Source organism: Pseudomonas sp. S2_F03 (assembly GCF_054668335.1).
In genome coordinates, this window is record NZ_CP162759.1 from 2,907,294 (window position 1) to 2,927,868 (window position 20,575).

General features: G+C 58.9%; 19 protein-coding genes and 1 pseudogene. 13 read left to right on the forward strand and 7 right to left on the reverse strand.

Going from position 1 to position 20,575, the window contains the following annotated elements; translation table 11 throughout:
- Positions 1-149 precede the first annotated feature (149 nt).
- Both hexR and AB4N76_RS13730 read right to left on the reverse strand, forming a co-directional pair.
- On the reverse strand, positions 150-1,016 hold the full coding sequence (gene hexR / locus AB4N76_RS13725) for a transcriptional regulator HexR (RefSeq protein WP_077430999.1): 867 nt from the start codon (positions 1,014-1,016) through the stop codon (positions 150-152).
- Between the two features lie 158 nt (positions 1,017-1,174).
- The gene (locus AB4N76_RS13730) at positions 1,175-4,045 is read right to left on the reverse strand and encodes an EAL domain-containing protein (protein WP_460164559.1); all 2,871 of its coding nucleotides are present in this window, start codon (positions 4,043-4,045) and stop codon (positions 1,175-1,177) included.
- Positions 4,046-4,303: 258 nt separating this feature from the next.
- Here AB4N76_RS13730 and uvrD point away from each other — a divergent pair, with 258 nt between their 5' ends.
- The 4 genes from uvrD to AB4N76_RS13750 all read left to right on the forward strand — a co-directional run bounded on the left by uvrD (position 4,304) and on the right by AB4N76_RS13750 (position 8,700).
- Complete coding sequence (gene uvrD, locus AB4N76_RS13735; protein ID WP_460164560.1) at positions 4,304-6,487, forward strand: DNA helicase II; 2,184 nt, start codon at positions 4,304-4,306, stop codon at positions 6,485-6,487.
- Positions 6,488-6,637: 150 nt separating this feature from the next.
- Positions 6,638-7,078, forward strand: a complete 441-nt coding sequence (locus AB4N76_RS13740) for an EamA family transporter (RefSeq protein WP_046030805.1) — start codon at positions 6,638-6,640, stop codon at positions 7,076-7,078.
- Positions 7,079-7,279: 201 nt separating this feature from the next.
- Positions 7,280-8,155 (forward strand): Tim44 domain-containing protein, encoded by an 876-nt coding sequence (locus AB4N76_RS13745; RefSeq protein WP_460164561.1) that lies wholly within the window; start codon positions 7,280-7,282, stop codon positions 8,153-8,155.
- A gap of 137 nt (positions 8,156-8,292) precedes the next feature.
- Positions 8,293-8,700 carry an SMI1/KNR4 family protein gene (locus AB4N76_RS13750; RefSeq protein WP_077430996.1) on the forward strand — a complete coding sequence of 136 codons (408 nt, stop codon included), beginning with the start codon at positions 8,293-8,295 and terminating at the stop codon, positions 8,698-8,700.
- Between the two features lie 152 nt (positions 8,701-8,852).
- Here the strand turns inward: AB4N76_RS13750 and AB4N76_RS13755 are convergent, their stop codons facing one another.
- Positions 8,853-10,616 carry a cation:proton antiporter gene (locus tag AB4N76_RS13755; RefSeq protein WP_460164562.1) on the reverse strand — a complete coding sequence of 588 codons (1,764 nt, stop codon included), beginning with the start codon at positions 10,614-10,616 and terminating at the stop codon, positions 8,853-8,855.
- A gap of 202 nt (positions 10,617-10,818) precedes the next feature.
- On the opposite strand from AB4N76_RS13755, the gene AB4N76_RS13760 reads away from it, so the two are divergent.
- Positions 10,819-11,301 carry an acyl-CoA thioesterase gene (locus AB4N76_RS13760; RefSeq protein ID WP_046030810.1) on the forward strand — a complete coding sequence of 161 codons (483 nt, stop codon included), beginning with the start codon at positions 10,819-10,821 and terminating at the stop codon, positions 11,299-11,301.
- A gap of 111 nt (positions 11,302-11,412) precedes the next feature.
- Here AB4N76_RS13760 and pdxY read toward each other — a convergent pair whose 3' ends face one another.
- Positions 11,413-12,285 carry a pyridoxal kinase PdxY gene (gene pdxY / locus AB4N76_RS13765; protein ID WP_046030811.1) on the reverse strand — a complete coding sequence of 291 codons (873 nt, stop codon included), beginning with the start codon at positions 12,283-12,285 and terminating at the stop codon, positions 11,413-11,415.
- Between the two features lie 120 nt (positions 12,286-12,405).
- Between pdxY and AB4N76_RS13770 the strand changes: the two genes are divergently transcribed.
- On the forward strand, positions 12,406-12,819 hold the full coding sequence (locus tag AB4N76_RS13770; protein ID WP_046030812.1) for a DUF3301 domain-containing protein: 414 nt from the start codon (positions 12,406-12,408) through the stop codon (positions 12,817-12,819).
- A 10-nt stretch (positions 12,820-12,829) separates the two neighbouring features.
- Here AB4N76_RS13770 and AB4N76_RS13775 read toward each other — a convergent pair whose 3' ends face one another.
- Positions 12,830-13,795 carry a CobW family GTP-binding protein gene (locus AB4N76_RS13775; protein ID WP_460164563.1) on the reverse strand — a complete coding sequence of 322 codons (966 nt, stop codon included), beginning with the start codon at positions 13,793-13,795 and terminating at the stop codon, positions 12,830-12,832.
- 30 nt (positions 13,796-13,825) lie between these two features.
- Here AB4N76_RS13775 and AB4N76_RS13780 point away from each other — a divergent pair.
- Positions 13,826-14,181 (forward strand): annotated as a pseudogene (locus AB4N76_RS13780) (NADH:ubiquinone oxidoreductase).
- Between the two features lie 4 nt (positions 14,182-14,185).
- Here the strand turns inward: AB4N76_RS13780 and AB4N76_RS13785 are convergent.
- Positions 14,186-14,836, reverse strand: a complete 651-nt coding sequence (locus AB4N76_RS13785) for a DUF1826 domain-containing protein (protein ID WP_046030816.1) — start codon at positions 14,834-14,836, stop codon at positions 14,186-14,188.
- A complete protein-coding gene (gene zigA, locus AB4N76_RS13790) occupies positions 14,836-16,044 on the reverse strand; it encodes a zinc metallochaperone GTPase ZigA (RefSeq protein ID WP_046030818.1) in 1,209 nt (402 codons plus the stop codon). The genes AB4N76_RS13785 and zigA overlap by 1 nt, the downstream gene beginning before the upstream one ends.
- Positions 16,045-16,187: 143 nt before the next feature.
- On the opposite strand from zigA, the gene AB4N76_RS13795 reads away from it, so the two are divergent.
- The 6 genes from AB4N76_RS13795 to AB4N76_RS13820 all read left to right on the forward strand — a co-directional run bounded on the left by AB4N76_RS13795 (position 16,188) and on the right by AB4N76_RS13820 (position 20,535).
- Positions 16,188-16,565, forward strand: a complete 378-nt coding sequence (locus AB4N76_RS13795; RefSeq protein WP_460164564.1) for a glutamine synthetase — start codon at positions 16,188-16,190, stop codon at positions 16,563-16,565.
- A 92-nt stretch (positions 16,566-16,657) separates the two neighbouring features.
- Positions 16,658-17,554 (forward strand): GTP cyclohydrolase FolE2, encoded by an 897-nt coding sequence (gene folE2 / locus AB4N76_RS13800; RefSeq protein WP_046030824.1) that lies wholly within the window; start codon positions 16,658-16,660, stop codon positions 17,552-17,554.
- The gene (locus AB4N76_RS13805) at positions 17,551-18,219 is read left to right on the forward strand and encodes a metal ABC transporter ATP-binding protein (RefSeq protein WP_046030825.1); all 669 of its coding nucleotides are present in this window, start codon (positions 17,551-17,553) and stop codon (positions 18,217-18,219) included. Before folE2 ends, AB4N76_RS13805 begins: the two co-directional genes overlap by 4 nt.
- Positions 18,219-19,085 carry a metal ABC transporter permease gene (locus tag AB4N76_RS13810; RefSeq protein ID WP_460164565.1) on the forward strand — a complete coding sequence of 289 codons (867 nt, stop codon included), beginning with the start codon at positions 18,219-18,221 and terminating at the stop codon, positions 19,083-19,085. The genes AB4N76_RS13805 and AB4N76_RS13810 overlap by 1 nt, the downstream gene beginning before the upstream one ends.
- Positions 19,086-19,096: 11 nt before the next feature.
- On the forward strand, positions 19,097-19,978 hold the full coding sequence (locus AB4N76_RS13815; RefSeq protein WP_460164566.1) for a metal ABC transporter substrate-binding protein: 882 nt from the start codon (positions 19,097-19,099) through the stop codon (positions 19,976-19,978).
- Positions 19,975-20,535 (forward strand): gamma carbonic anhydrase family protein, encoded by a 561-nt coding sequence (locus tag AB4N76_RS13820; RefSeq protein ID WP_223522309.1) that lies wholly within the window; start codon positions 19,975-19,977, stop codon positions 20,533-20,535. The genes AB4N76_RS13815 and AB4N76_RS13820 overlap by 4 nt, the downstream gene beginning before the upstream one ends.
- Positions 20,536-20,575: the final 40 nt, after the last annotated feature.

Here is a 20,575-nt window from a genome sequence, read left to right on the forward strand (position 1 = left end):
AAGGTTTGGTGCGCAGGATTCGAGGACGCCATCGCGAGCAAGCTCGCTCCCACAATGGATCGACGGCGTTGCACAAAGCGCGAGCCCACCACAAAACCTGTGGGAGCGAGCTTGCTCGCGATTAAGGTCGGAACGACCTTACGACGACGTCAGTCGTCCAGCGCTTTCACCGACTTGGGTGACAGCCGCAAGCTGCGAAGGCTGCGCTTGACGCTCTTGAGGTGATTGACCAGGCTCGGCCCGCGCGCCATGGCCACGCCCATCGCCAACACATCGATCACCACCAGGTGAGCGATACGCGAGGTCAGCGGCGTATAGATTTCGGTGTCTTCGTGCACATCGATCGCCAGGTTGACGGTCGACAGCTCAGCCAACGGTGTCTGGCTCGGGCACAAGGTGATGAGCGAGGCGCCACTTTCACGCACGATGTTGGCCGTGATCAGCAGGTCTTTGGAGCGCCCCGACTGGGAAATACAGATCGCCACGTCCGAGGGCTTCAACGTCACTGCCGACATCGCCTGCATATGCGGGTCGGAATACGCCGCCGCTGTCAGCAGCAAACGGAAGAACTTGTGCTGGGCATCCGCCGCCACTGCACCCGATGCGCCAAAGCCATAGAACTCGACACGCTGGGCCTGGGACATGAGCGTGACCGCACGCTGCAACTCCACCGGATCGAGTTTCTCGCGAACCTCCATCAAGGTGTGCAGGGTGGTGTCGAAAATTTTCAGGCTGTAGTCCGCGACGGAGTCGTCTTCATGGATCGCGAACTGGCCGAAGCTCGCACCGGCCGCCAGACTCTGCGCCAGCTTCAGTTTCAAGTCCTGGAACCCGGAGCAACCGATGGCGCGGCAAAAGCGCACGATGGTCGGCTCGCTGATGCCAACGCTGTGGGCCAGGTCGGCCATGGAACTGTGCATCACCGCCGCAGGATCAAGCAGCACGTGGTCTGCGACCTTGAGCTCCGACTTGCGTAAGAGGTGGCGTGACTGGGCGATGTGTTGCAGCAGATTCAAAGGGCTGGACTCTTTGTTATTGGCAGGTGCCGGGGATGTAGCAAGCTTGTAGTTATACTACAAGAATTGGCTTTTTGCCTGCTCAATGCGTAACTCGATGCCCCCCATTCCACGCGACATGCGTTCCATGTAGCACTGTGGCCCGAGTTTCGGAGCTGCTACTGGGAATTTGTGTCGTTGCGTAAAAGCGTAGCCAGGTCGTCGGCCTCGACTGGGCGACTGATCAGATAACCTTGCACTTCATCGCAGTGCTCGGTTTTCAGAAACTCCAACTGTTCCTGCCGCTCCACGCCTTCGGCCACCACTTTGAGCGACAAACCGTGCGCCATCGCAATGATCGCCCGGGTAATCGCCGCATCCTCGCTGCCCTCCCCCAGGCCGCGGATAAACGCCTGATCGATCTTCACGTAGTCCACCGGGATGCGTTTGAGGTAGCTCAGGGACGAATACCCGGTGCCGAAATCATCAATCGCCAGCTTCACGCCCAGATTTCGCAGTTGCTGGAAGGTCGCGATGATGTGCTCGACGCTGTCCAGCAACTGGCTTTCAGTAAGTTCGAGTTCCAGGTAGTGCGGCGCCAGGCCGGTTTCTTCCAACACTTGACGCACCAGGCTGACCAGCTTGCCCTGGCGCAATTGATGCACTGACAGATTGACCGACACGCGAATCGGGTCCAGACCCTGCCGCTGCCACTCGCAGGCTTGCCAACAGGCCTGACGCAAGACGAATTCGCCGATCGGACCGATCAGGCCGGTTTCCTCGGCCAGGCCGATAAAGTCTCCCGGCGGTACCCGGCCCATGGTCGGGTGATCCCAGCGAACCAACGCTTCAGCGGCATTCAAGCGCCCCGTGGCAAGGCAGAGTTTGGGTTGGTAAAAGACCTTCAGCTGCTTTTCGTCGATGGCTTTGCGCAGCTGGTTTTCAAGCTGCAAGCGCTCAAGGGTGCTGGCTTGCAGGCTTTCGGTATAGAACTGGAAGTTGTCTCCGCCCAAGTGCTTGGCGTGCTGCATGGCCATGTTCGACTGACTGACCAACGCGGATATTTCCCGTGCGTTGTCCGGCAGCATGCTGATGCCCATGGACGCACTCACCACCAACTCATGGCCATCAATGGTGACGGGCAACCGCAGTTTGGTCGACAAACGCGTCGCCACTCGCGCCAGGCTGGACAAGTTGCCGTAAGCATCGAACAGCACCGCAAATTCGTCGCCGGAAAGCCTGGCGATCGTGTCAGCCTCTGGCAACGCGTTGACCAGGCGCCGGGACATTTTCTGCAGCAATTGGTCGGCGACGTCATGCCCCAGGCTGTCATTGAGTAGTTTGAAGCGGTCCAGATTGATGTGCAGCAGTGCCAGGCTACGTCCGCCCTGACGCACCCGTTGATGGGCTTCGTGCAGCCGTTCCCGGAACAGCGAGCGGTTCGCCAGGCCCGTCAATTCGTCGTAGTGAGTCAGATAGCGCATGCGTTCTTCGGATTCGCGGCGGGCCGACAGATCGGCGAAGAAGCCGACGATATGACTCACATTTCCCCGCGAATCGCGCACTGCGTTCAGTTGCAGCCACTGCGGATAGAGTTCGCCGTTTTTCCGGGTCTCCACCAACTCGCCTTGCCACGTCCCGTGCTGCTCCAGCGCCTGATGAATCGCGCCGTAGTGCCGGCGAGCATCGCGACTGCACGGGAGTTCGACAACATTGCGCCCCAGCATGTCGCCGATGTCATAACCGGTGAGGCGGCTGAACGCCTGATTCACAGCGATCAAGGCGTAATTCGGATCGAAAATCATGATGCCTTCGCTGGCGGCTTCGAACACCGTCGCCGCCAGTTGGCGCTGCTCTTCCTGACCTTTGGTTGCGCTGATGTCGCGACGGGTGCCGACCATGCGGATCACCCGGCCGCTTTTACTGCGCTCGACGGCCCGGCCACGGTCTTCGATCCATACCCAATGACCGTCGCCATGCCGCACGCGGTACTCGATCTGGTAATCCTCGGTGCGGCCTTTCAAATGCTCGACCAGTGTGTGCTTCAACACCGGCAGGTCTTCCGGGTGCAGGCGCGGCTTGAGATGGCGCAGCATGGCCGTTACATACTCCGGCGCCAGGCCGAACAATTCCTGAATCTGCGTGTGATGGACTTCGTCGGTTTGCAGATTCCAGTCCCACAGACCGAGCTCGCTGGCCTTCAGCGCCAACGCCAGGCGCGCTTCACTCTTGCTCAGGGCCTGGTTCGCGGCGTCCAGCTCCAGGCTACGCTGGGCCACACGGTTTTCCAGCTCGACCTGGGCTTCACGCAATCGGTCTTCGGCGCAGCGGCGCTGGTCGATTTCCTTGGCCAGTTCGTGATTGAGTTGATCGCTGCGGCTTTGCGCTTGCTGCAAGTGCTCGATCAGCGCCTGATTCTGGAAGCGGCGCAGCAACCCGCTGTCGATCAGCCGATTGACCTGCCAGGCGATCACGCTCAACGCGCCCAATAAAATCAACCCGAACCAACCCCAGCCCTGATCCTGTTTATCACCGCCCCAAAATAGATAGGCGATGGCCGGCAACAGGCAGGGCAAGGTAAAGGACAGGAATGCTGGCAGGCTGACGGCGTACGCAACGCTGGCGGAAAGGGCGGCAGCGCCGATCAGGCCGAACACCCACGCTTGCTGCATGAAGTTGTCGGCGGGCACCAACGCAATGCCGGCCCCGGCCAGGGTCAGGCCGGTGAGGCCAGAGCCCAGCAAAAACATACGCCACCAAATCGGATGTGCCTGCCGGTCTGGAATCGCCGAATCGAAGGCCGCCACTTGAATTACCCGCAACGCCACCAGCGACAACAGCCACACCAGCCAGATGCTGACCAGGAAATAGCGCTGTGGGCTCCAGAGCAAACCGGCACAGACCAGACCATTGATTAACATGAACAACGTGGGCAGCAGCGACCCCTGGTAAAGCAGTCGCGTGCGTTCGACCGCCATTTCCATTGCGTACTGCTTGCGGATAACCCGAGGCTCCACTGTGGGGCCCGACAGGTCGGTGCTGAGGGTCATAGGCAATGTTCTTGTTCTTATAATGATGAGCATGGGCCCGAAACGTCGACGGAGCATACACAAGCCGATGCACTTGCCAAACTGCTCCAGATCATAAATTCGACAATATTTACGCACCCCGCCACCCCTCCAAAACCCTTGGAGCGCGGCCCGCCAACGCCTGCAGCCAGTGACTGACCGGTCGTCCTTCGTGCATCTTTCATCGGCTAATGCAAAGCTCGGTTTGCCCGGTGTGACGGCGCACCCTAGAATGCCCCGATGCGCGATGATCTCTCCCTTCTGCTGAACTCCCTCAACGATGCCCAACGCCAGGCCGTAGCTGCCTCCGTGGGTCGTCAGTTGGTCCTGGCCGGTGCTGGCTCCGGTAAAACCCGAGTGCTGGTGCACCGTATCGCCTGGTTGATCCAGGTCGAAAACGCCTCGCCCCACTCAATCCTGTCGGTGACCTTCACCAACAAGGCCGCGGCCGAGATGCGTCATCGCATCGAGCAGCTGATGGGTATCAACCCGGCCGGCATGTGGGTGGGCACCTTCCACGGCCTGGCGCACCGCTTGCTGCGGGCGCATTGGCAGGAAGCCGGCCTGAGCCAGACGTTCCAGATTCTCGACAGCGACGATCAGCAACGACTGGTCAAGCGCGTGATCCGCGAGCTGGGGCTGGACGAACAACGCTGGCCGGCCCGGCAGGCCCAGTGGTTCATCAACGGGCAGAAAGACGAAGGTCTGCGTCCGCAACACATTCAAGCCAGCGGCGACCTGTTTCTGGCGACCATGCGCAGCATTTATGAGGCCTATGAGGCCGCGTGCCTGCGCGCTGGCGTGATCGATTTCTCGGAACTGCTGCTGCGTGCACTCGACCTGTGGCGCGACCATCCGGGCTTGCTGGCTCACTATCAGAAGCGTTTCCGCCACATTCTGGTGGACGAGTTCCAGGACACCAACGCCGTGCAGTACGCCTGGTTGCGTTTGCTGGCCAAGGGCGGCGACAGCCTGATGGTGGTGGGCGACGACGATCAGTCGATCTACGGCTGGCGTGGCGCGAAAATCGAGAATATTTATCAGTATTCCGATGACTTTCCGGATGCCGAAACCATTCGTCTGGAGCAGAACTACCGCTCCACCGCAGGCATTCTCAAAGCCGCCAACGCCCTGATCGCCAACAACACCGGGCGCATGGGCAAAGAGCTGTGGACCGATGGCGGCGAAGGCGAAGCGATCAATCTGTACGCGGCGTTCAACGAACACGACGAAGCACGCTACGTGGTGGAAACCATCGAAAGCGCGCTGAAAACCGGCTTGGCCCGCAGCGATATCGCGATTTTATACCGCTCTAACGCCCAATCGCGCGTTTTGGAAGAAGCCTTGTTGCGCGAGCGCATTCCGTACCGCATCTATGGCGGTCAGCGCTTCTTCGAACGGGCAGAAATCAAGAACGCCATGGCCTACCTGCGTTTGCTGGAAGGCCGGGGTAACGATGCGGCGCTGGAACGGGTGATCAACGTGCCGGCCCGAGGCATCGGCGAGAAAACGGTCGAAGCGATCCGCGACCATGCGCGGCACAGTGATGTGTCGATGTGGGAAGCCATGCGCCTGCTGGTGGCGAACAAGGGCCTGACCGGTCGTGCCGCTGGCGCACTCGGCGCCTTTATCGAGCTGATCGAAAACCTCGCTGCCAAGTGCATGGAAATGCCCCTGCACCTGATGACTCAGACGGTCATTGAGCAATCGGGACTGATTGCTTATCACCAGGCGGAAAAAGGCGAAAAGGGCCAGGCTCGGGTAGAAAACCTTGAGGAACTGGTCAGCGCCGCGCGCAACTTCGAAAACGCTGAAGAAGATGAAGAGCTCACGCCTCTGGCGGCGTTCCTCGGCCATGCGTCGCTGGAAGCCGGGGATACTCAGGCCGACGAGCACGAAGACAGTATTCAGTTGATGACGCTGCACAGCGCCAAGGGCCTGGAATTCCCTTACGTGTTCCTGGTGGGCATGGAAGAAGGCCTGTTCCCGCACAAGATGAGCCTGGAAGAGCCTGGCCGTCTCGAGGAAGAACGTCGCCTGGCTTACGTGGGCATCACCCGTGCGATGCAAAACCTGGTGATGACCTACGCTGAAACCCGACGCCTGTACGGCAGCGAGACTTACAACAAGGTCTCGCGTTTCGTACGGGAAGTACCGAAAGGCCTGATCCAGGAAGTGCGGCTGTCCAACAGTGTCAGCCGTCCGTTCGGTGGCAATCAATCGATGAGCGGCAGCAACCTGTTCAGCGGCAGCGAGATTCCGGAAACCGGCTTCAGCCTGGGTCAGACTGTAAGGCACTCGATCTTTGGTGACGGCGTGATCCTCAACTTCGAGGGTTCCGGCGCGCAGGCACGGGTGCAGGTGAACTTCAGCGAAGGCAGCAAGTGGCTGATGCTGGGTTACGCGAAGCTGGAAGCTATCTAATAGCTTTTCTGTGGGAGCGAGCTTGCTCGCGATTGAGATCGCTGCGGTGTATCTGTTAAATCGCGGTGTGGCTATCGCGAGCAAGCTCGCTCCCACAGGGTTTTGTGTTGAGCCTGCCTCAACGGGTTGATCTGACATAAGGCGTAAATCATGGGCTCAGGCTTCTTTTCTTCCTGGACGTTCTGGGCCCTGATGTCGGCGGCGTTTGCCGCCATGACCGCGATCTTCGCCAAAATCGGCATCGAAAACGTTAATTCCGACTTCGCCACCCTGCTGCGCACCGTAGTGGTATTGGTCAGCCTGGCCTTGATTTTGTACGCCACGGGCCAATATCAGTCATTAGGATCGATCTCGGCGAAGAGCTACCTGTTCTTGCTGCTGTCGGGACTGGCCACCGGCGCCTCGTGGATCTGCTACTTCCGCGCGCTGAAACTGGGGCCAGCCTCGCTGGTCGCTCCGGTGGACAAGCTCAGTGTGGTGCTGGTGGCGGTGCTCGGCGTGATCCTGCTGGGCGAAAAACTCGACCTGCGCCAATGGGGCGGAATCGGCCTGATCACGGCCGGTGTGGTCATGCTGGCGCTGCGACGCTAGGCAAATCTCCAACAGACCCTATCCACTCGTCCTACGGAAGCTATCCACTCGTCCTCCGGACGAAAGTCAAAAGGCCTTATTGCGCTGACCGAAGCTGAACGCAACCTGTCAGGCAAAAGCCCGAAACACTCTGCCGCTAGCCAGTAACACTTCAGCTGTGCAACATGGCGCGCGTGCCATCCACAAATGGGATTACCCTTTATGAAACGTTTTCTTAGCATCGCCATGGCGTTGTGCATCGGCCTGACGATGAGCCTCGACGCCAACGCCAAGCGCTTTGGTGGCGGCAAAAGCGTCGGCGCTGCGCCGACCCACCAAACCAGCCAAATGGCGCCTTCTTCTCCAGGCATGGGCGGCGCTGCGGCGACCGCTGGTGCTGCCGGCGCCGCGGGCGCAGCTGCCAAGACTGGCGGTGCTTCGCGCTGGCTCGGCCCTCTGGCCGGCATCGCCGCCGGTGGCCTGCTGGCCTCCATGTTCATGGGCGGCGGCTTCCAGGGCATGCAGATCTTCGACATCCTGATCATGGCGGTCATCGCCTTCCTGGTCTTCCGCTTCATCGCCGCTCGTCGTCGCAAGCAGCAGGAGCACATGGCGCCGGCTGGCCACGCGCCGATGCAGCGTGAAGTATTCGAGAACAAGCCTGCGGGCGGTTCGATCTTCGGTGGCTCGGCAGCACCTGCCGCCGCTCGTCCAGTGATCAACGCGCCGGCCTGGTTCAATGAAAAGAACTTCATTGAAGCGGCACGCAACCACTTCCAGTCCCTGCAGCAGCACTGGGACGCCAACGAAATGGACAAGATCGCCGAGTTCGTGACCCCGCAAATGCTCGAGTTCCTCAAGCGCGAACGTGCGGACCTGGGCGACGGCTTCCAGTCCACTTACATTGATAACCTCAATGTTCAGCTGGACGGCGTGGATGATCGTGCCGACAAGACCATCGCCACCCTGACCTTCAGTGGTGTGTCGAAGACCTCGCGTTTCGACCAGGGTGAAGTGTTCAGCGAAAGCTGGAACATGGAGCGTCCACAGGGCGAAAACCAGCCTTGGCTGGTGGCCGGTATCCGCCAGAACGGCTGATCTCCTCTGCGTTAAGCATGCGGCATAAAAAAACCCCAGCTTCGGCTGGGGTTTTCTATTTCGCGGTTGCATCTATAGCGAGCTACTGTATAAACCGCCCCAACTAAACCGCGCCATCAAGCAAGAGGATCCCGGACGTGGAAGAAATCATCGAACAACTGCGTGAAGCCAACGAACCGGTACCGGTCCCCTTGGAGCTACCTGACGAAGACCTGCTGGTTGAAATCGAAGAACAGCTGTTCATCGACATTCCTTTCGTCTTCAGAGAATTTTTGCTGACCGTCAGCGACGTGGTCTACGGCAGCCTGGAGCCGGTGACCGTCACCGACCCACAATCCCACACCTATCTGCCGGACGTTGCCGCCAACGCCTGGGACGCTGGCGTTGACCGCAGCATGATCCCGATCTGCCAGGACGGTGATGACTATTACCTCGTCGAAGAAGACGGCACCGTGGTGCTGTGGCAAGCCGAAGAAGAACTGATCGCCGAAGAGACTTGGGAATCGGTATGGCACTGGGCGCGAGACGTCTGGCTGGAAAGCTGATTTAGCCTATCCCGACTTTGTAGCAGCTGGCGTAGCCTGCGTCTCGGCTGCGCAGCGGCCGCAATATCAGACAACGAGGTGCTGCAGGAAAACCGAGTCATCCGGGTTTACGACTGCTTCGCAGCCGGACGCAGGCTGCTACAGGTCAAATGTCAGTGGCCAGATGCATCGCTGTGGTTGTCCAGGGTTTCAAGCAAGGCCACTTGCATGCGCGTGTGGACGCGGATGAACCAGCGCCAAAGCAGTGCAGCTACGGCGGCAGCCACCACGATGATCAATACCAGCAACTTGTTGGTCGGCAAAATGCTGGCCGACAAGGCTGCCAGTAGCAGGAAAATCACCAGCAGCGAGAGGATCGGAATCACTTCGGCGATCACCCGACGCACTCGCTGTGTGTGGCGGCCGGCCATCTCCGGTTTCACTCCCATCTCTGCCAATAGCATCGACAGCGCCTTGAGCTTGCGATAGGCGGCAATCAGAAACGGCAGCGACAACAGCAGCGCTCCACCCCAGATCAATGCTTTTTGCCAACTCGGGTCGATGATCCAGTCTTGCAGCCAGGTGGACATGTGCCCGGCGAAATACGCGCCAGAGAAGAAGATCGCAACCACCAGCGCCAGATTGACTCCCACCTGCAACAAAATCCGCCGAATCATCGACGCCAGCAATGCACCCTCTCCTTGCGGCTGGATGCTGCGCAGCCATTTGCCGTACATCCCCATCACTCTGCCCAGCCGTTGTGGCATTACGGCAGCCAACTTGAGCGACAGCGGATCGGCTGCGCGAATCAGATACGGTGTCAGCAGTGTGGTAATCACCGAAACAGCCACAGCGACCGGATAGAGAAAGTTGCTGGTGACCTGCAGCGTCATCCCCAGCGCGGCGATGATGAAAGAAAATTCGCCAATCTGCGAAAGTCCCATCCCCACGCGCAGTGAGGTGCGTCCGTCATTCCCGGCGATAAAAGCACCGAGGCCGCAGGACAGCATCTTGCCGAGGACCACCGCCACGGTAATCACGGCGATCGGCCAGGCGTATTGCAGGAGGATCATCGGATCAAGCATCAGGCCGATGGCGACAAAAAAAATCGCACTGAACAAGTCGCGAACCGGCTCGATCAAGCGCTCTATTTTCAGCAATTGCCGAGATTCGGCCATGATCGCGCCAATCAAAAATGCACCCAGCACCATGCTGTATTCCAGCTTCACTACCAGCAGACAGAACCCGAAACACAGCCCCAACACGGTGATCAGCAGCATCTCGTTGCTTTCAAACCTGGCCACGTAAGCCAGCAGCCGCGGCACTAGCAGAATCCCGATGACCAGGGCGACAATCATGAACAGCGAGAGCTTGCCGACCGTGGAAAACACTTCACCGGAGCTGACTGTGCCACTGACCGCGATGCTCGACAGCAACGCAATGATGCCAATGCCCAGGATGTCTTCGACAATCAGCACACCGAAAATAAGCTGGGCGAAACGCTCGTTTTTCATCTTAAGGTCGTTGAGCGCCTTGACGATGATGGTGGTCGAGGAAATCGCCAGGATCGCGCCGAGAAACAACGAATCCATGGTGTTCCAGTCAAACCATCGGCCGATCTCGTAGCCGATCCAGATCATCAGCACGATTTCCAGGAACGCCGCGATGAATGCAGTGGCGCCCACTTTGAACAGCTTGCGCAGGCTGAACTCCAGGCCGAGGCAGAACATCAGGAAAATCACCCCCAGCTCCGCCAGGGTCTTGATGGTTTCTTCGTCGTGGATCAGGCCGAAGGGCGGTGTGTGCGGACCGATGATGAAGCCGGCGACGATATAGCCCAGCACTACCGGTTGCTTGAGCCGATGGAACAGCACGGTCACCACGCCCGCGATCAGCATGATCACTGCCAGATCCTGAATGAAACTGATGGCATGCATGGGTAGGCCTCCTTGAGCTGGGCTTTTTGGAGGTTAACACCACGACTTGCGCTGCAAAGGCGGTGCAATATATGGAAACAGATGGATGCGCGCGTGACGGCAGCCGCTTGCCCGGCGTCCCGATAACTGTTGGTTTGAAAAAGCTGACAAGGCACCCGCAGAGGTGCGCCCCTGAAATTCTGCCTTGAACCGTGAGAGCGCTATGGAACCCGGAAACGCACAACTGTCGATGACGGTATTGATGACCCCCGACATGGCCAACTTCTCTGGCAATGTCCACGGAGGCACCCTGCTCAAATACCTCGACGAAGTGGCCTACGCGTGCGCCAGCCGTTATGCCGGCCGGTACGTGGTGACCCTGTCGGTGGACCAGGTGATTTTCCGCGAGCCGATTCATGTCGGCGAACTGGTGACCTTTCTGGCTTCGGTCAACTACACCGGCAACACTTCCATGGAGGTGGGCATCAAGGTGGTGACCGAGAACATTCGCGAGCGCTCGGTGCGCCACACCAATAGCTGCTTTTTCACCATGGTCGCGGTGGATGACAACCGCAAGCCCGCAGCCGTCCCGCCGCTGCAACCGCACAACAGCGAAGAAAAACGCCGCTACATCCAGGCGCAGCAGCGTCGGCAGATTCGTCAGGAGCTGGAAAAGCGGTATCAGGAAATCAAGGGTGATGCCTGAGGTCTGTGACCTGCTTTAGATAGCCATCGCGAGCACGCTCCCACATTTGATCTGTGTCGTTCACACATTCAATCTGGGAGTGAGCCTGCTCGCGATGAGGTCAACGCGGAATCAGAGGCTGATCGCTGCCGCTTCGAAACGCACTCGCGGATGCGCAATCCGGTCCTGCGCCCGCACCAGTTCCAGTTCATAGCTGGCACAGGCCTGAGTCTCCAGCAGCACTTCATGCACCGCCGCCGCTGTGAATTCGAAGGCGGCAACCAGACTGTCGCCCAACAACACACGCGCCAGGAACAACCCGGAAGTCAGGTCGCCCACACCCACCGGCTGGCGCGGAAACGCCAACAATGGACGGCGCAGGTGCCAACTGCCTTCGTTTGTCACCAGCAACATCTCGAAGCCATCCGCCGGTTTGCCGGGATAGTCCAGATGCTTGACCAGTATCGCCTTCGGCCCACGCGCCAACAGCGCTCGCGCCATGGCCAGGCAATCGAACAACGATTGCGGTTTGCGCCCCGAAAAGCTGTCCAACTCCAACTGGTTCGGGCACATGAAGTCAGCCACCGAGGCCGCCTCTTCCAGTAGAAAATCGCTCACTTCCGCCGGTACGCTGCAGCCTTTCTCGGGATGCCCCATCACGGGATCGCACAAATACAGCGCTTTTGGATTCATCGACTTGATGCGCGCCACGCCGGTCAGGATCGCCCGCCCCTGAGCCGCACTGCCGAGGTAGCCGGACAGCACGGCATCGCAATTACCCAATTCGCCAATCGCGGCAATGCCTTCTACCAGATCGGGAATCTGGTGCGGTGCCAACACTTCGCCGGCCCACTGACCGTACTGGGTGTGGTTGGAGAACTGCACGGTGTTGAGCGGCCAGACATTCACCCCGACCCGCTGCATCGGGAAAACCGCGGCGCTGTTGCCAGCGTGGCCGAACACCACGTGGGACTGAATGGCGAGCAGATGGGGCGTACGTTTCATGCGGTGAGTTTTCCGTAAAACGATTGAAATTCGAGCCGCGCAGTATGCGACGAAACACAGCCTGTACGACAGACCGGCGACGCAGTTAAGCTGGCACTCTCAAGTTGGAGCAACCTGTTGATGCTGACCCTCGGAAATATCTTCGTGCTTATGTTGCTCGCCACGGGTGGCGCGTGGCTGTGGCACAACCACGGCTTGCGCGAGCGTGCGCTGGAGCGGGTCAAACAGCATTGTGCCAAGCTCGGCATCGAGTTGCTGGACGGCAACGTGGCCTTGAAAAAGATTGCGTTCATCAAAGACGCCAATGGCCGTCGGCGCCTGGCCCGGGTGTATAACTTCGAATTTACCGTGACCGGCGAAACCCGTCACAACGGCACCATCACTCAATTCGGCGCCCATAGCGCGCAGATCGAATTGGCGCCCTATCCGATGCCGTTCGATGACACGCCTGTCGTAGTCGATGTAGCGAAGCCGCGCGCAGAGGTCATCGAGTTGAGCCAATGGCGGCAGGAACACACCAAGTGGCGTCCTTGAATCAAAGGCCTTAACGCGCCCGGCAGTCATTCAGGTTTTTTTGCAGCACTTCCACATCTTGCTGCTCACTGAAAATCAGCTCGATCCGCGAATCACCGCGCCATTCGCTGGGCTGCCATTGCAGCGCCGAATTATCCAAGGCGTTCGCCGATACCCACCCGTCGATGCTGTGGATAACCAGCTTCGCCCGCCGCCAGACAGAACGCTCAAGCCACTGGCCAATGAGTGCCTTATCAAACGTCTGGCTAGGATGCCAACGCCAACCAATACTCCACCCCCCAGCCTGTTCCTGACTCAAACAAATCGGTAGCGCAGGATCAGTCCAGATAGCCGGCATCTGCGCCAATCCCTTGGGTAAAACGAAGTTATCCACACCCTCTACAGCCTGGGCCTTGAGACCGGGCAATTGGCTCAACGGCAATTGCGCCTGCTGCGTCCAGTACAGAGGAAGGGCAGGCAACTGCGCTGTGATTCGCTGGCGATCATTGTCGTCGAGACCTTCCGCCTTGTTCAGCAACAGCAAACCGGCGCTGTTTAACGCCTCCTGTTGCGCCGCAGGCAGCGGTTTACCGGCGGCGAGCGATTGGGCATCCAGCACCAGTACGCAACGCTGTACCGACAGTACACCGGTCCACGGAGCCTCACTCAACTGCTCAAGCAACCGGGCCGGATGTCCCAGGCCAGAGGGTTCTATGAACAACCGATCCGGCTTCGCCTTGCGCAACAACCGCCCGAGTCCGATCTGAAACGGTGCACCATTGACGCAGCACAAACAGCCGCCGGCCACTTCACCCAGTGCGATACCATCGGCATCCGAGGTCAGTAGCGCAGCATCCAGGCCAATCTGGCCGAACTCGTTGATCAACACCGCCCAACGCTCATTGAGCGGCCGCTGCATCAGCAGGTGCTTGATCAGGCTGGTTTTGCCGGCACCCAAAGGGCCTGCAATGACATGAGTGGGAATGTTCTGCAACATGGTCGACGTTTTCTGAAGAGGAGGTAAATGATGCGTTTGATGGGATTGTCGTTACTGCTGGCGCTCAGTTCAGGTGAAGCATTGGCTCAAGCCTGCGTAGTACATAGCACAGCTGAGAGACTCGACGTAAAAGTGTGCCAGCAAAACCGCACCATCCCGGAAAAACTCTTCGTCGACGGTTACTGCCAGCCCAACCTTCCGGGCCAGAAGGTCGACGTGCAGTACGTAGACCAATGCCCCAGTGGCAGTTTCGGCGTATGCAGCAACGCCCAAGTCGCCAATATGCCTTACCGTCAGGATATTCACTATTACGGCGTGGCCACCGATGCGGCGTATCTGAAGCCTTTTGCGAAACACAGAGCCAGGGAAACTGGCTCAAGCCGTGAGGCATCAGCTCAGCCAGTCAAGGGTCAGGATCAAACGACGCTCGCCCAATGCGGGTTGCGGCGAGCGGTGAATCAGGCCGAAACCTTCGTTGCCGTGCCACTTCTCGCCCTTAAACAGCGCCACATGCCCGCTGGCGATTTGCTCGATCAGCGAATCCTGTACAGGCTCAGCCTGAGGTTGGCTCAATTGGCGACGATCCATAACACCCTCTCGCAGCCACTGACTGCCGATGCCGGAATACGTAGTGATTAACCGCACCGGCACATGATCGACGTGGAAACGCGGGCACATGGCCTTGTCCAGTGCCCGTAAACGCAGGCCGATGCGCTTGGCGCCCAACAAACAGGCAAACGCGCTGACCAGCCAGGACACGTCGGCGACGAACGCTCCATACCCTTCCAGATCGCTGAAGCCTGAAGCTAATCCTCGCAGATCGGGTTCAGTCTCATCGTCGAGTAATTCCAGAACCCGTGATTCGGCCAGCGGCTGATTCTGCGACAGCAGCAAGTGGCCGAAATCGGCGATATGTACCGGTAATTGACGCTGCCAAGTGGCTAGATTGACCCCGTCATCAAGAATTCGGGTTAGCGTTTTCGGCGTTTCACCCTGGACTTGTTGAACGACAGAACGCCGCTTCAGAGTCGGCGCCAGCATCAGGCAGCCGCCTCGTCATGCCATGGACCAAACGGATCGTGCAGCGCTCGCCAACCCTCGGCTCCCAAAGCCATCTCCGCGTCGGTCAGCAGGCAATCGTCTAGTTCAGCGGTGAGTTGTGCGAAGTCGATGTTTTGGCCGATGAACACCAGTTCCTGGCGGCAATCGCCGGTGGCGGCGCTCCAGTTTTCCATGATTCCAGCGGTGCTTTCTTCATCTTGCGGCCACTGGGTTTTCGGCACAAACCGCCACCAGCGCCCGGCGAAACCGTGACGCATCAAGCCGCCGGCCTGAGACCAACTGCCGGCGTCCAAAGGTTTGCTGGCCAGCCAGAAAAAACCCTTGGAGCGCAGCAGCTTTCCATTCGTCCATGGACGGTCGATGAAGCTGAAAAAACGCTGCGGGTGAAAGGGGCGGCGGGCTCGATAAGCGGTCGAAGCGATCCCGTATTCCTCGGTTTCCGGCACGTGCTCGCCACGTAGCTCCTGCAACCAGCCTGGCGCCTGAGCCGCTTTTTCGAAATCGAAGCGACCGGTGTTGAGGATGCTCTGCAGTGGAACTTCACCCATGACCATCGGGATGATCTGCGCCTGTGCATTGAGGCGCTGAAGAATCACGATCAGCTCCTGGCGCTCACGACTGCTGATCAAATCGATTTTGCTGATCAGGATGACGTCAGCGAACTCGACCTGCTCGATCAACAGGTCGGTGATCGAGCGCTCGTCCTCCTCACCCAGGGTTTCTCCACGGGTGGCGAGGCTTTCGGCGGCTTGATAGTCGAGCAAGAAATTCATGCCATCGACCACGGTGACCATGGTGTCGAGCCGCGCGATGTCGGCCAGGCTTTGCCCTTGTTCATCACGAAAGGTGAACGTTTCGGCCACGGGCAGCGGTTCGGAAATGCCGGTGGATTCGATCAGCAGATAGTCAAATCGCCCGTCCTTGGCGAGCTTGCTGACCTCTTCGAGCAAGTCTTCGCGCAAGGTGCAGCAAATGCAGCCGTTGCTCATTTCAATGAGCTTCTCTTGCGCACGATTTAGGCTGACATCACGCTGGACTTCGCTGCCATCGATATTGATTTCACTCATATCGTTGACGATGACGGCGACTCGCAGGTTGTCGCGATTACGCAGCACGTAGTTGAGCAGCGTACTTTTTCCGGCACCGAGAAAGCCCGACAGGACGGTCACGGGAAGTCGATTGGGCATCAGGGTTTCCTCACAGGGATGCCCGGTCGCAGTGTCGGGCTTAATTTGATGTTATAGTATAACAATGCAATCAAGCCACCCTCCTATTGCTCGTGACGACAAAGCGTCCGAAGCTGAACCCCATTCAATCCCCGAGAAATCCTATGCGTATCGCCCTGAGATTGGCGCTGATGTGCGCTTCGCTGATGGCTGCTACACAAGTCCTGGCGCAGATTCCGAGCCTGGCTAAATGCACACGCAGCGCCAATCTGCTCGCCTGCGTGGATGCCGATGGCAATGCGTACAGCGTCAACACCGTCGGTAGCACGATCTATCTGCGCGGCTTCGAAATGGCGGGCAACCGCTACTGGGCGCAGACCAACAGTCGCTATGGGCAGCTGACGTTCTTCACCGGTATCGCTTCCGACGGCGAAGCCTGGGTTGGCTACAACCGTCGGGTTGGCTGGACAACGATCAACCGCTTTTCCAGTTCTGGAGGCACTAGCACCACATTCACCTGTAGCAGGATGACCGGTTGCTAGGCCTGAAGTGACCAAGCGTCGTGAAAAAGGCGTAGTCGAATTTTATGTAATAACATAACATATAAAATCGATTCCCCTCGACGGACCTGCTCATGAATGCGCTGACCTTGCCCGATATCGCCGCGCAAGCTTCTCGCCAAGCCCTGCCACTCGACTGGGTAGGCATGTGCGGCATTGCTCTTCCTGTTGTATTCGATGGCCAACGCATAAGCGCGAAAGTGGACGCGGGCGTGAGCCTCGATGATGGCGCAGCTCGCGGGATTCATATGTCGCGGTTGTATCTGGCACTGGAGATGCTCGAGCAGCAAGACCTGAGCCCCGCACTGTTGCGACGAGTCTTGCAGTGCTTTCTCGACACTCACCAAGGACTGTCTACTTGCGCGTACTTAAGAATTCATGGCGATCTACTGCTAAAAAGGCCGGCGTTGATCAGCCCATTGGCCGGCTGGAAAACGTATCCAGTGAGCATCGAAGCGCGGCTGAAAAACGCGATGTTCCACGTGGAACTAAAAATCGACGTTGCTTATTCCTCCACCTGCCCCTGTTCAGCCGCACTTTCCCGGCAGTTGATTCAGCAACAATTCGTCGATGATTTCGCCAACAAGTCGCTGCAACACGCCGAAGTATTGGCATGGCTCGGTTCCACAAAAGGCATCGTTGCGACGCCCCATAGCCAACGCAGCAACGCGGAGTTACGCCTGCGTCTCGACGATTATCTGGATGACCTGCCGCTGATCGCTCTCATCAATGACGCCGAAGCAGCCCTCGGCACTGCCGTCCAAACCGCGGTAAAGCGCGCCGATGAACAAGCCTTCGCCTTGGCCAATGGTCAGAACCTGATGTTCTGTGAGGACGCTGCACGACGTTTGAACCTTGCCCTGAAACGCTCCCCGGGCATTCACGCATTTCACATTCGCGTGGTCCATGCCGAAAGCCTTCATGCCCACGATGCCGTCGCCGAAAGCCGATGGAACTGGGAGGCGGCATGATTCGCTGTCAGGCATTGCGTTGGGGCGCACCCGGACAACCGCTCACACCTGCGCTGGATGTCTATTTGCCGAAGGGAAGCCTGACCGCCGTCATCGGCGCCAACGGCTCGGGTAAAAGCAGCTTGCTGAAAGTCATCGCCGGACTGCAAAGACCTCTGGCAGGCAACGTCATCCTCAATGTTCCACGTAAGGGCGCCCTCTCCTTCCTCCCCCAGCAACAACACTTGGACCGGCAATTTCCCATCAGCCTCCAGGAGTTGGTGGCTACCGGTTTTTGGGGCATCAAGCTATCGCCTGAATTACGCCGCCAACGCCTCAATACCGTGCTGGAGGATTGGTGCCTGAGCGGTCTGGAACAACGCCCGTTAATGGCATTGTCGGGCGGGGAACTGCAACGTGCCCTGCTCGCCCGACTAAGCCTTGCACAAACGCCACTGGTGTTGCTGGATGAGCCGCACGCAGCACTCGATGAACTCGGTCAGTCGCTGCTCTGGAAACACATCCACGAATGGCACGCCCAAGGTCGAACCCTGGTTGTGGTGTGCCATGACCTGGCCGCCGTTCGCCAACACATTCCACAGACACTGCTGATCAAAAACACTGGCTGCGTGCTTGGATCGAGCACCGAGTTGATCCGCCAACAACCTCAAACGCAGGTGGCCTGATGCTCGCCACCGCTCAACTTTGGCAACCGTTCCACGAGTTTGTGTTCATGCGCCGGGCCCTGCTCGGCGGGCTCTTGCTGGCGGGCAGCACGGCACCGCTGGGGGTGTTTCTGATCTTGCGACGCATGAGCCTGATCGGCGATGCAGTCGCCCACGGCATCTTGCCCGGTGCCGCACTCGGCTTCTGGTTCGCCGGGTTGAGCCTGCCGGCACTGACTATCGGCGGTTTAGGTGCTGGGTTGTCCATGGCCGGGCTGGCAGCATGGATCACCCGTCGCACAGGCCTGCGAGAAGACGCCAGCCTTGCCGCGATCTATCCGATCTCGTTGGCCAGTGGCGTGCTGATTCTTGGAATCGCCGGCAAACGCCTGGACCTGTTGCACCTGCTATTTGGCTCCGCGCTGGCCGTCGATGGTCCGACGCTGACCGGCATGTTGTGGGTCTCGGGCTTCAGCCTGTTCGCCATGGCCCTCATCTACAAACCACTGTTGCTGGACACCCTCGATCCGCTCTTTCTGCAAACCGTCAGCCGACTCGGACCGCTGGCCCATGGCGTGTTCCTGATGCTCGTGGTGTTGAATCTGGTGATCGGTTTCCAGGCCATCGGCGCGCTGATGGTGGTCGGTTTGATGATGTTGCCTGCCGCCGCGTCGCGCTTCTGGAGCCGTCGCTTGCCGGTCTTGATGGGTATCGCCGCGTTGCTGGGTTGTCTCTCGGTATGGCTTGGATTGCTGCTGTCGTTCTACTACTCGCTACCCAGCGGCCCGGCCATCGTATTGGTCGCGGGTGGTTTGTATCTGCTGTCCGTGGTGCTCGGACCGGTGCACGGTTTGCTACGCCGCCCTCCTTTGCTCACATCCCAATAAGGTGTTTTCCGATGCGCGCTTTACTCGTGTTGTTCAGTTTGATGCTATCGATGTCGATGTCGCTGTCGGCGGCGGAAAAACTTCAGGTGGTCACCAGCTTCAGCATCCTCTCCGACATGACCCATCAAGTCGGCGGCGACCATATCCAGATCACCAACATGGTCGGCCCCGACGCCGATGCTCACACTTACGAGCCGACGCCGGACGATGCCAAAGCGTTGCTCCGTGCCCAGTTGATCATCAAAAACGGGCTGGGTTTCGAACCTTGGCTGGACCGCCTGGTGACCAGCACCGAGACCAAGGCGCCGATCATTAGCGCAAGTCACGGCGTCATCCCGCGCTCCCTGGATGAAGACGGCGAAACCGTTCCCGACCCTCACGCTTGGCACAACCTGGCGAACACCGAACTGTACATCGCCAACATCACCAAAGCGCTGATCGCTGCGGACCCGGTGAACAAGGCTGACTACCAACGTAACAGCCAGGCGTACCTGAAACAGATCTACGCGCTGCTTGCCGAAGCCAAGGCCAAGCTCGGTTCACTACCGCCAGGCAATCGCAAAATCGTGACCTCCCATGACGCCTTCGGGTATCTCGGTCAGGCCTACGGAATCGACTTCATGGCACCTCAGGGCCTGTCCACCGAACGCGAACCTTCGGCTGCCGAAGTGGCTGCACTGATCACTCAGATTCGTCAGGCCAAGGTCAAAGCGGTGTTCATGGAAAACATTAAGGACGCCCGCCTGCTGAAGCAGATTGCCGATGAAAGCGGCGCGCACATCGGCGGCACGTTGTACTCCGATGCCCTCGCCGCCACCGGGCCGGCCAGCACCTTTGCCGGGCTGTTCGAGTACAACCTCAATACTCTGTACGAGACGTTGAGCAAGCCATGATCCGCAAGAACCCTTCAGGTGATTTACCGCTGATTGCGCAGTCCGCCTATGTGGACAAGACCGCAATCATCTGCGGCAAAGTGGTGATCGGCGAGAACGTTTTCGTCGGCCCTTACGCGGTGATTCGCGCCGACGAAGTAGACGCCGACGGCGAAATGGAACCGATCACCATCGGCGCCAACTCGAACATTCAGGACGGCGTGGTGATTCACTCCAAGTCCGGCGCGGCAGTCACTATCGGCGAGTTCAGTTCGATCGCCCACCGCTCCATTGTCCACGGCCCCTGCACGGTCGGTGATCGAGTGTTCGTCGGTTTCAACAGTGTGCTGTTCAACTGCGTGGTCGGCGATGGCTGCGTGGTGCGGCATAACTCGGTGGTCGACGGGCGCGATTTGCCCGAAGGGTTCTACGTGCCCTCCACTACCCGTATCGGACCGAACACGGACCTGTCGCAATTCCCGCCGGTCAGCGTCAGTGCCTCGGAGTTTTCCGAGGACGTGGCCCGGACCAATGTCGATCTGGTGCGCGGTTACAAAGCGCTGCAAAACGAGTTCTGACGATGAGCAGCGCGCTGATTCGCACTATCCACCTTGTTGG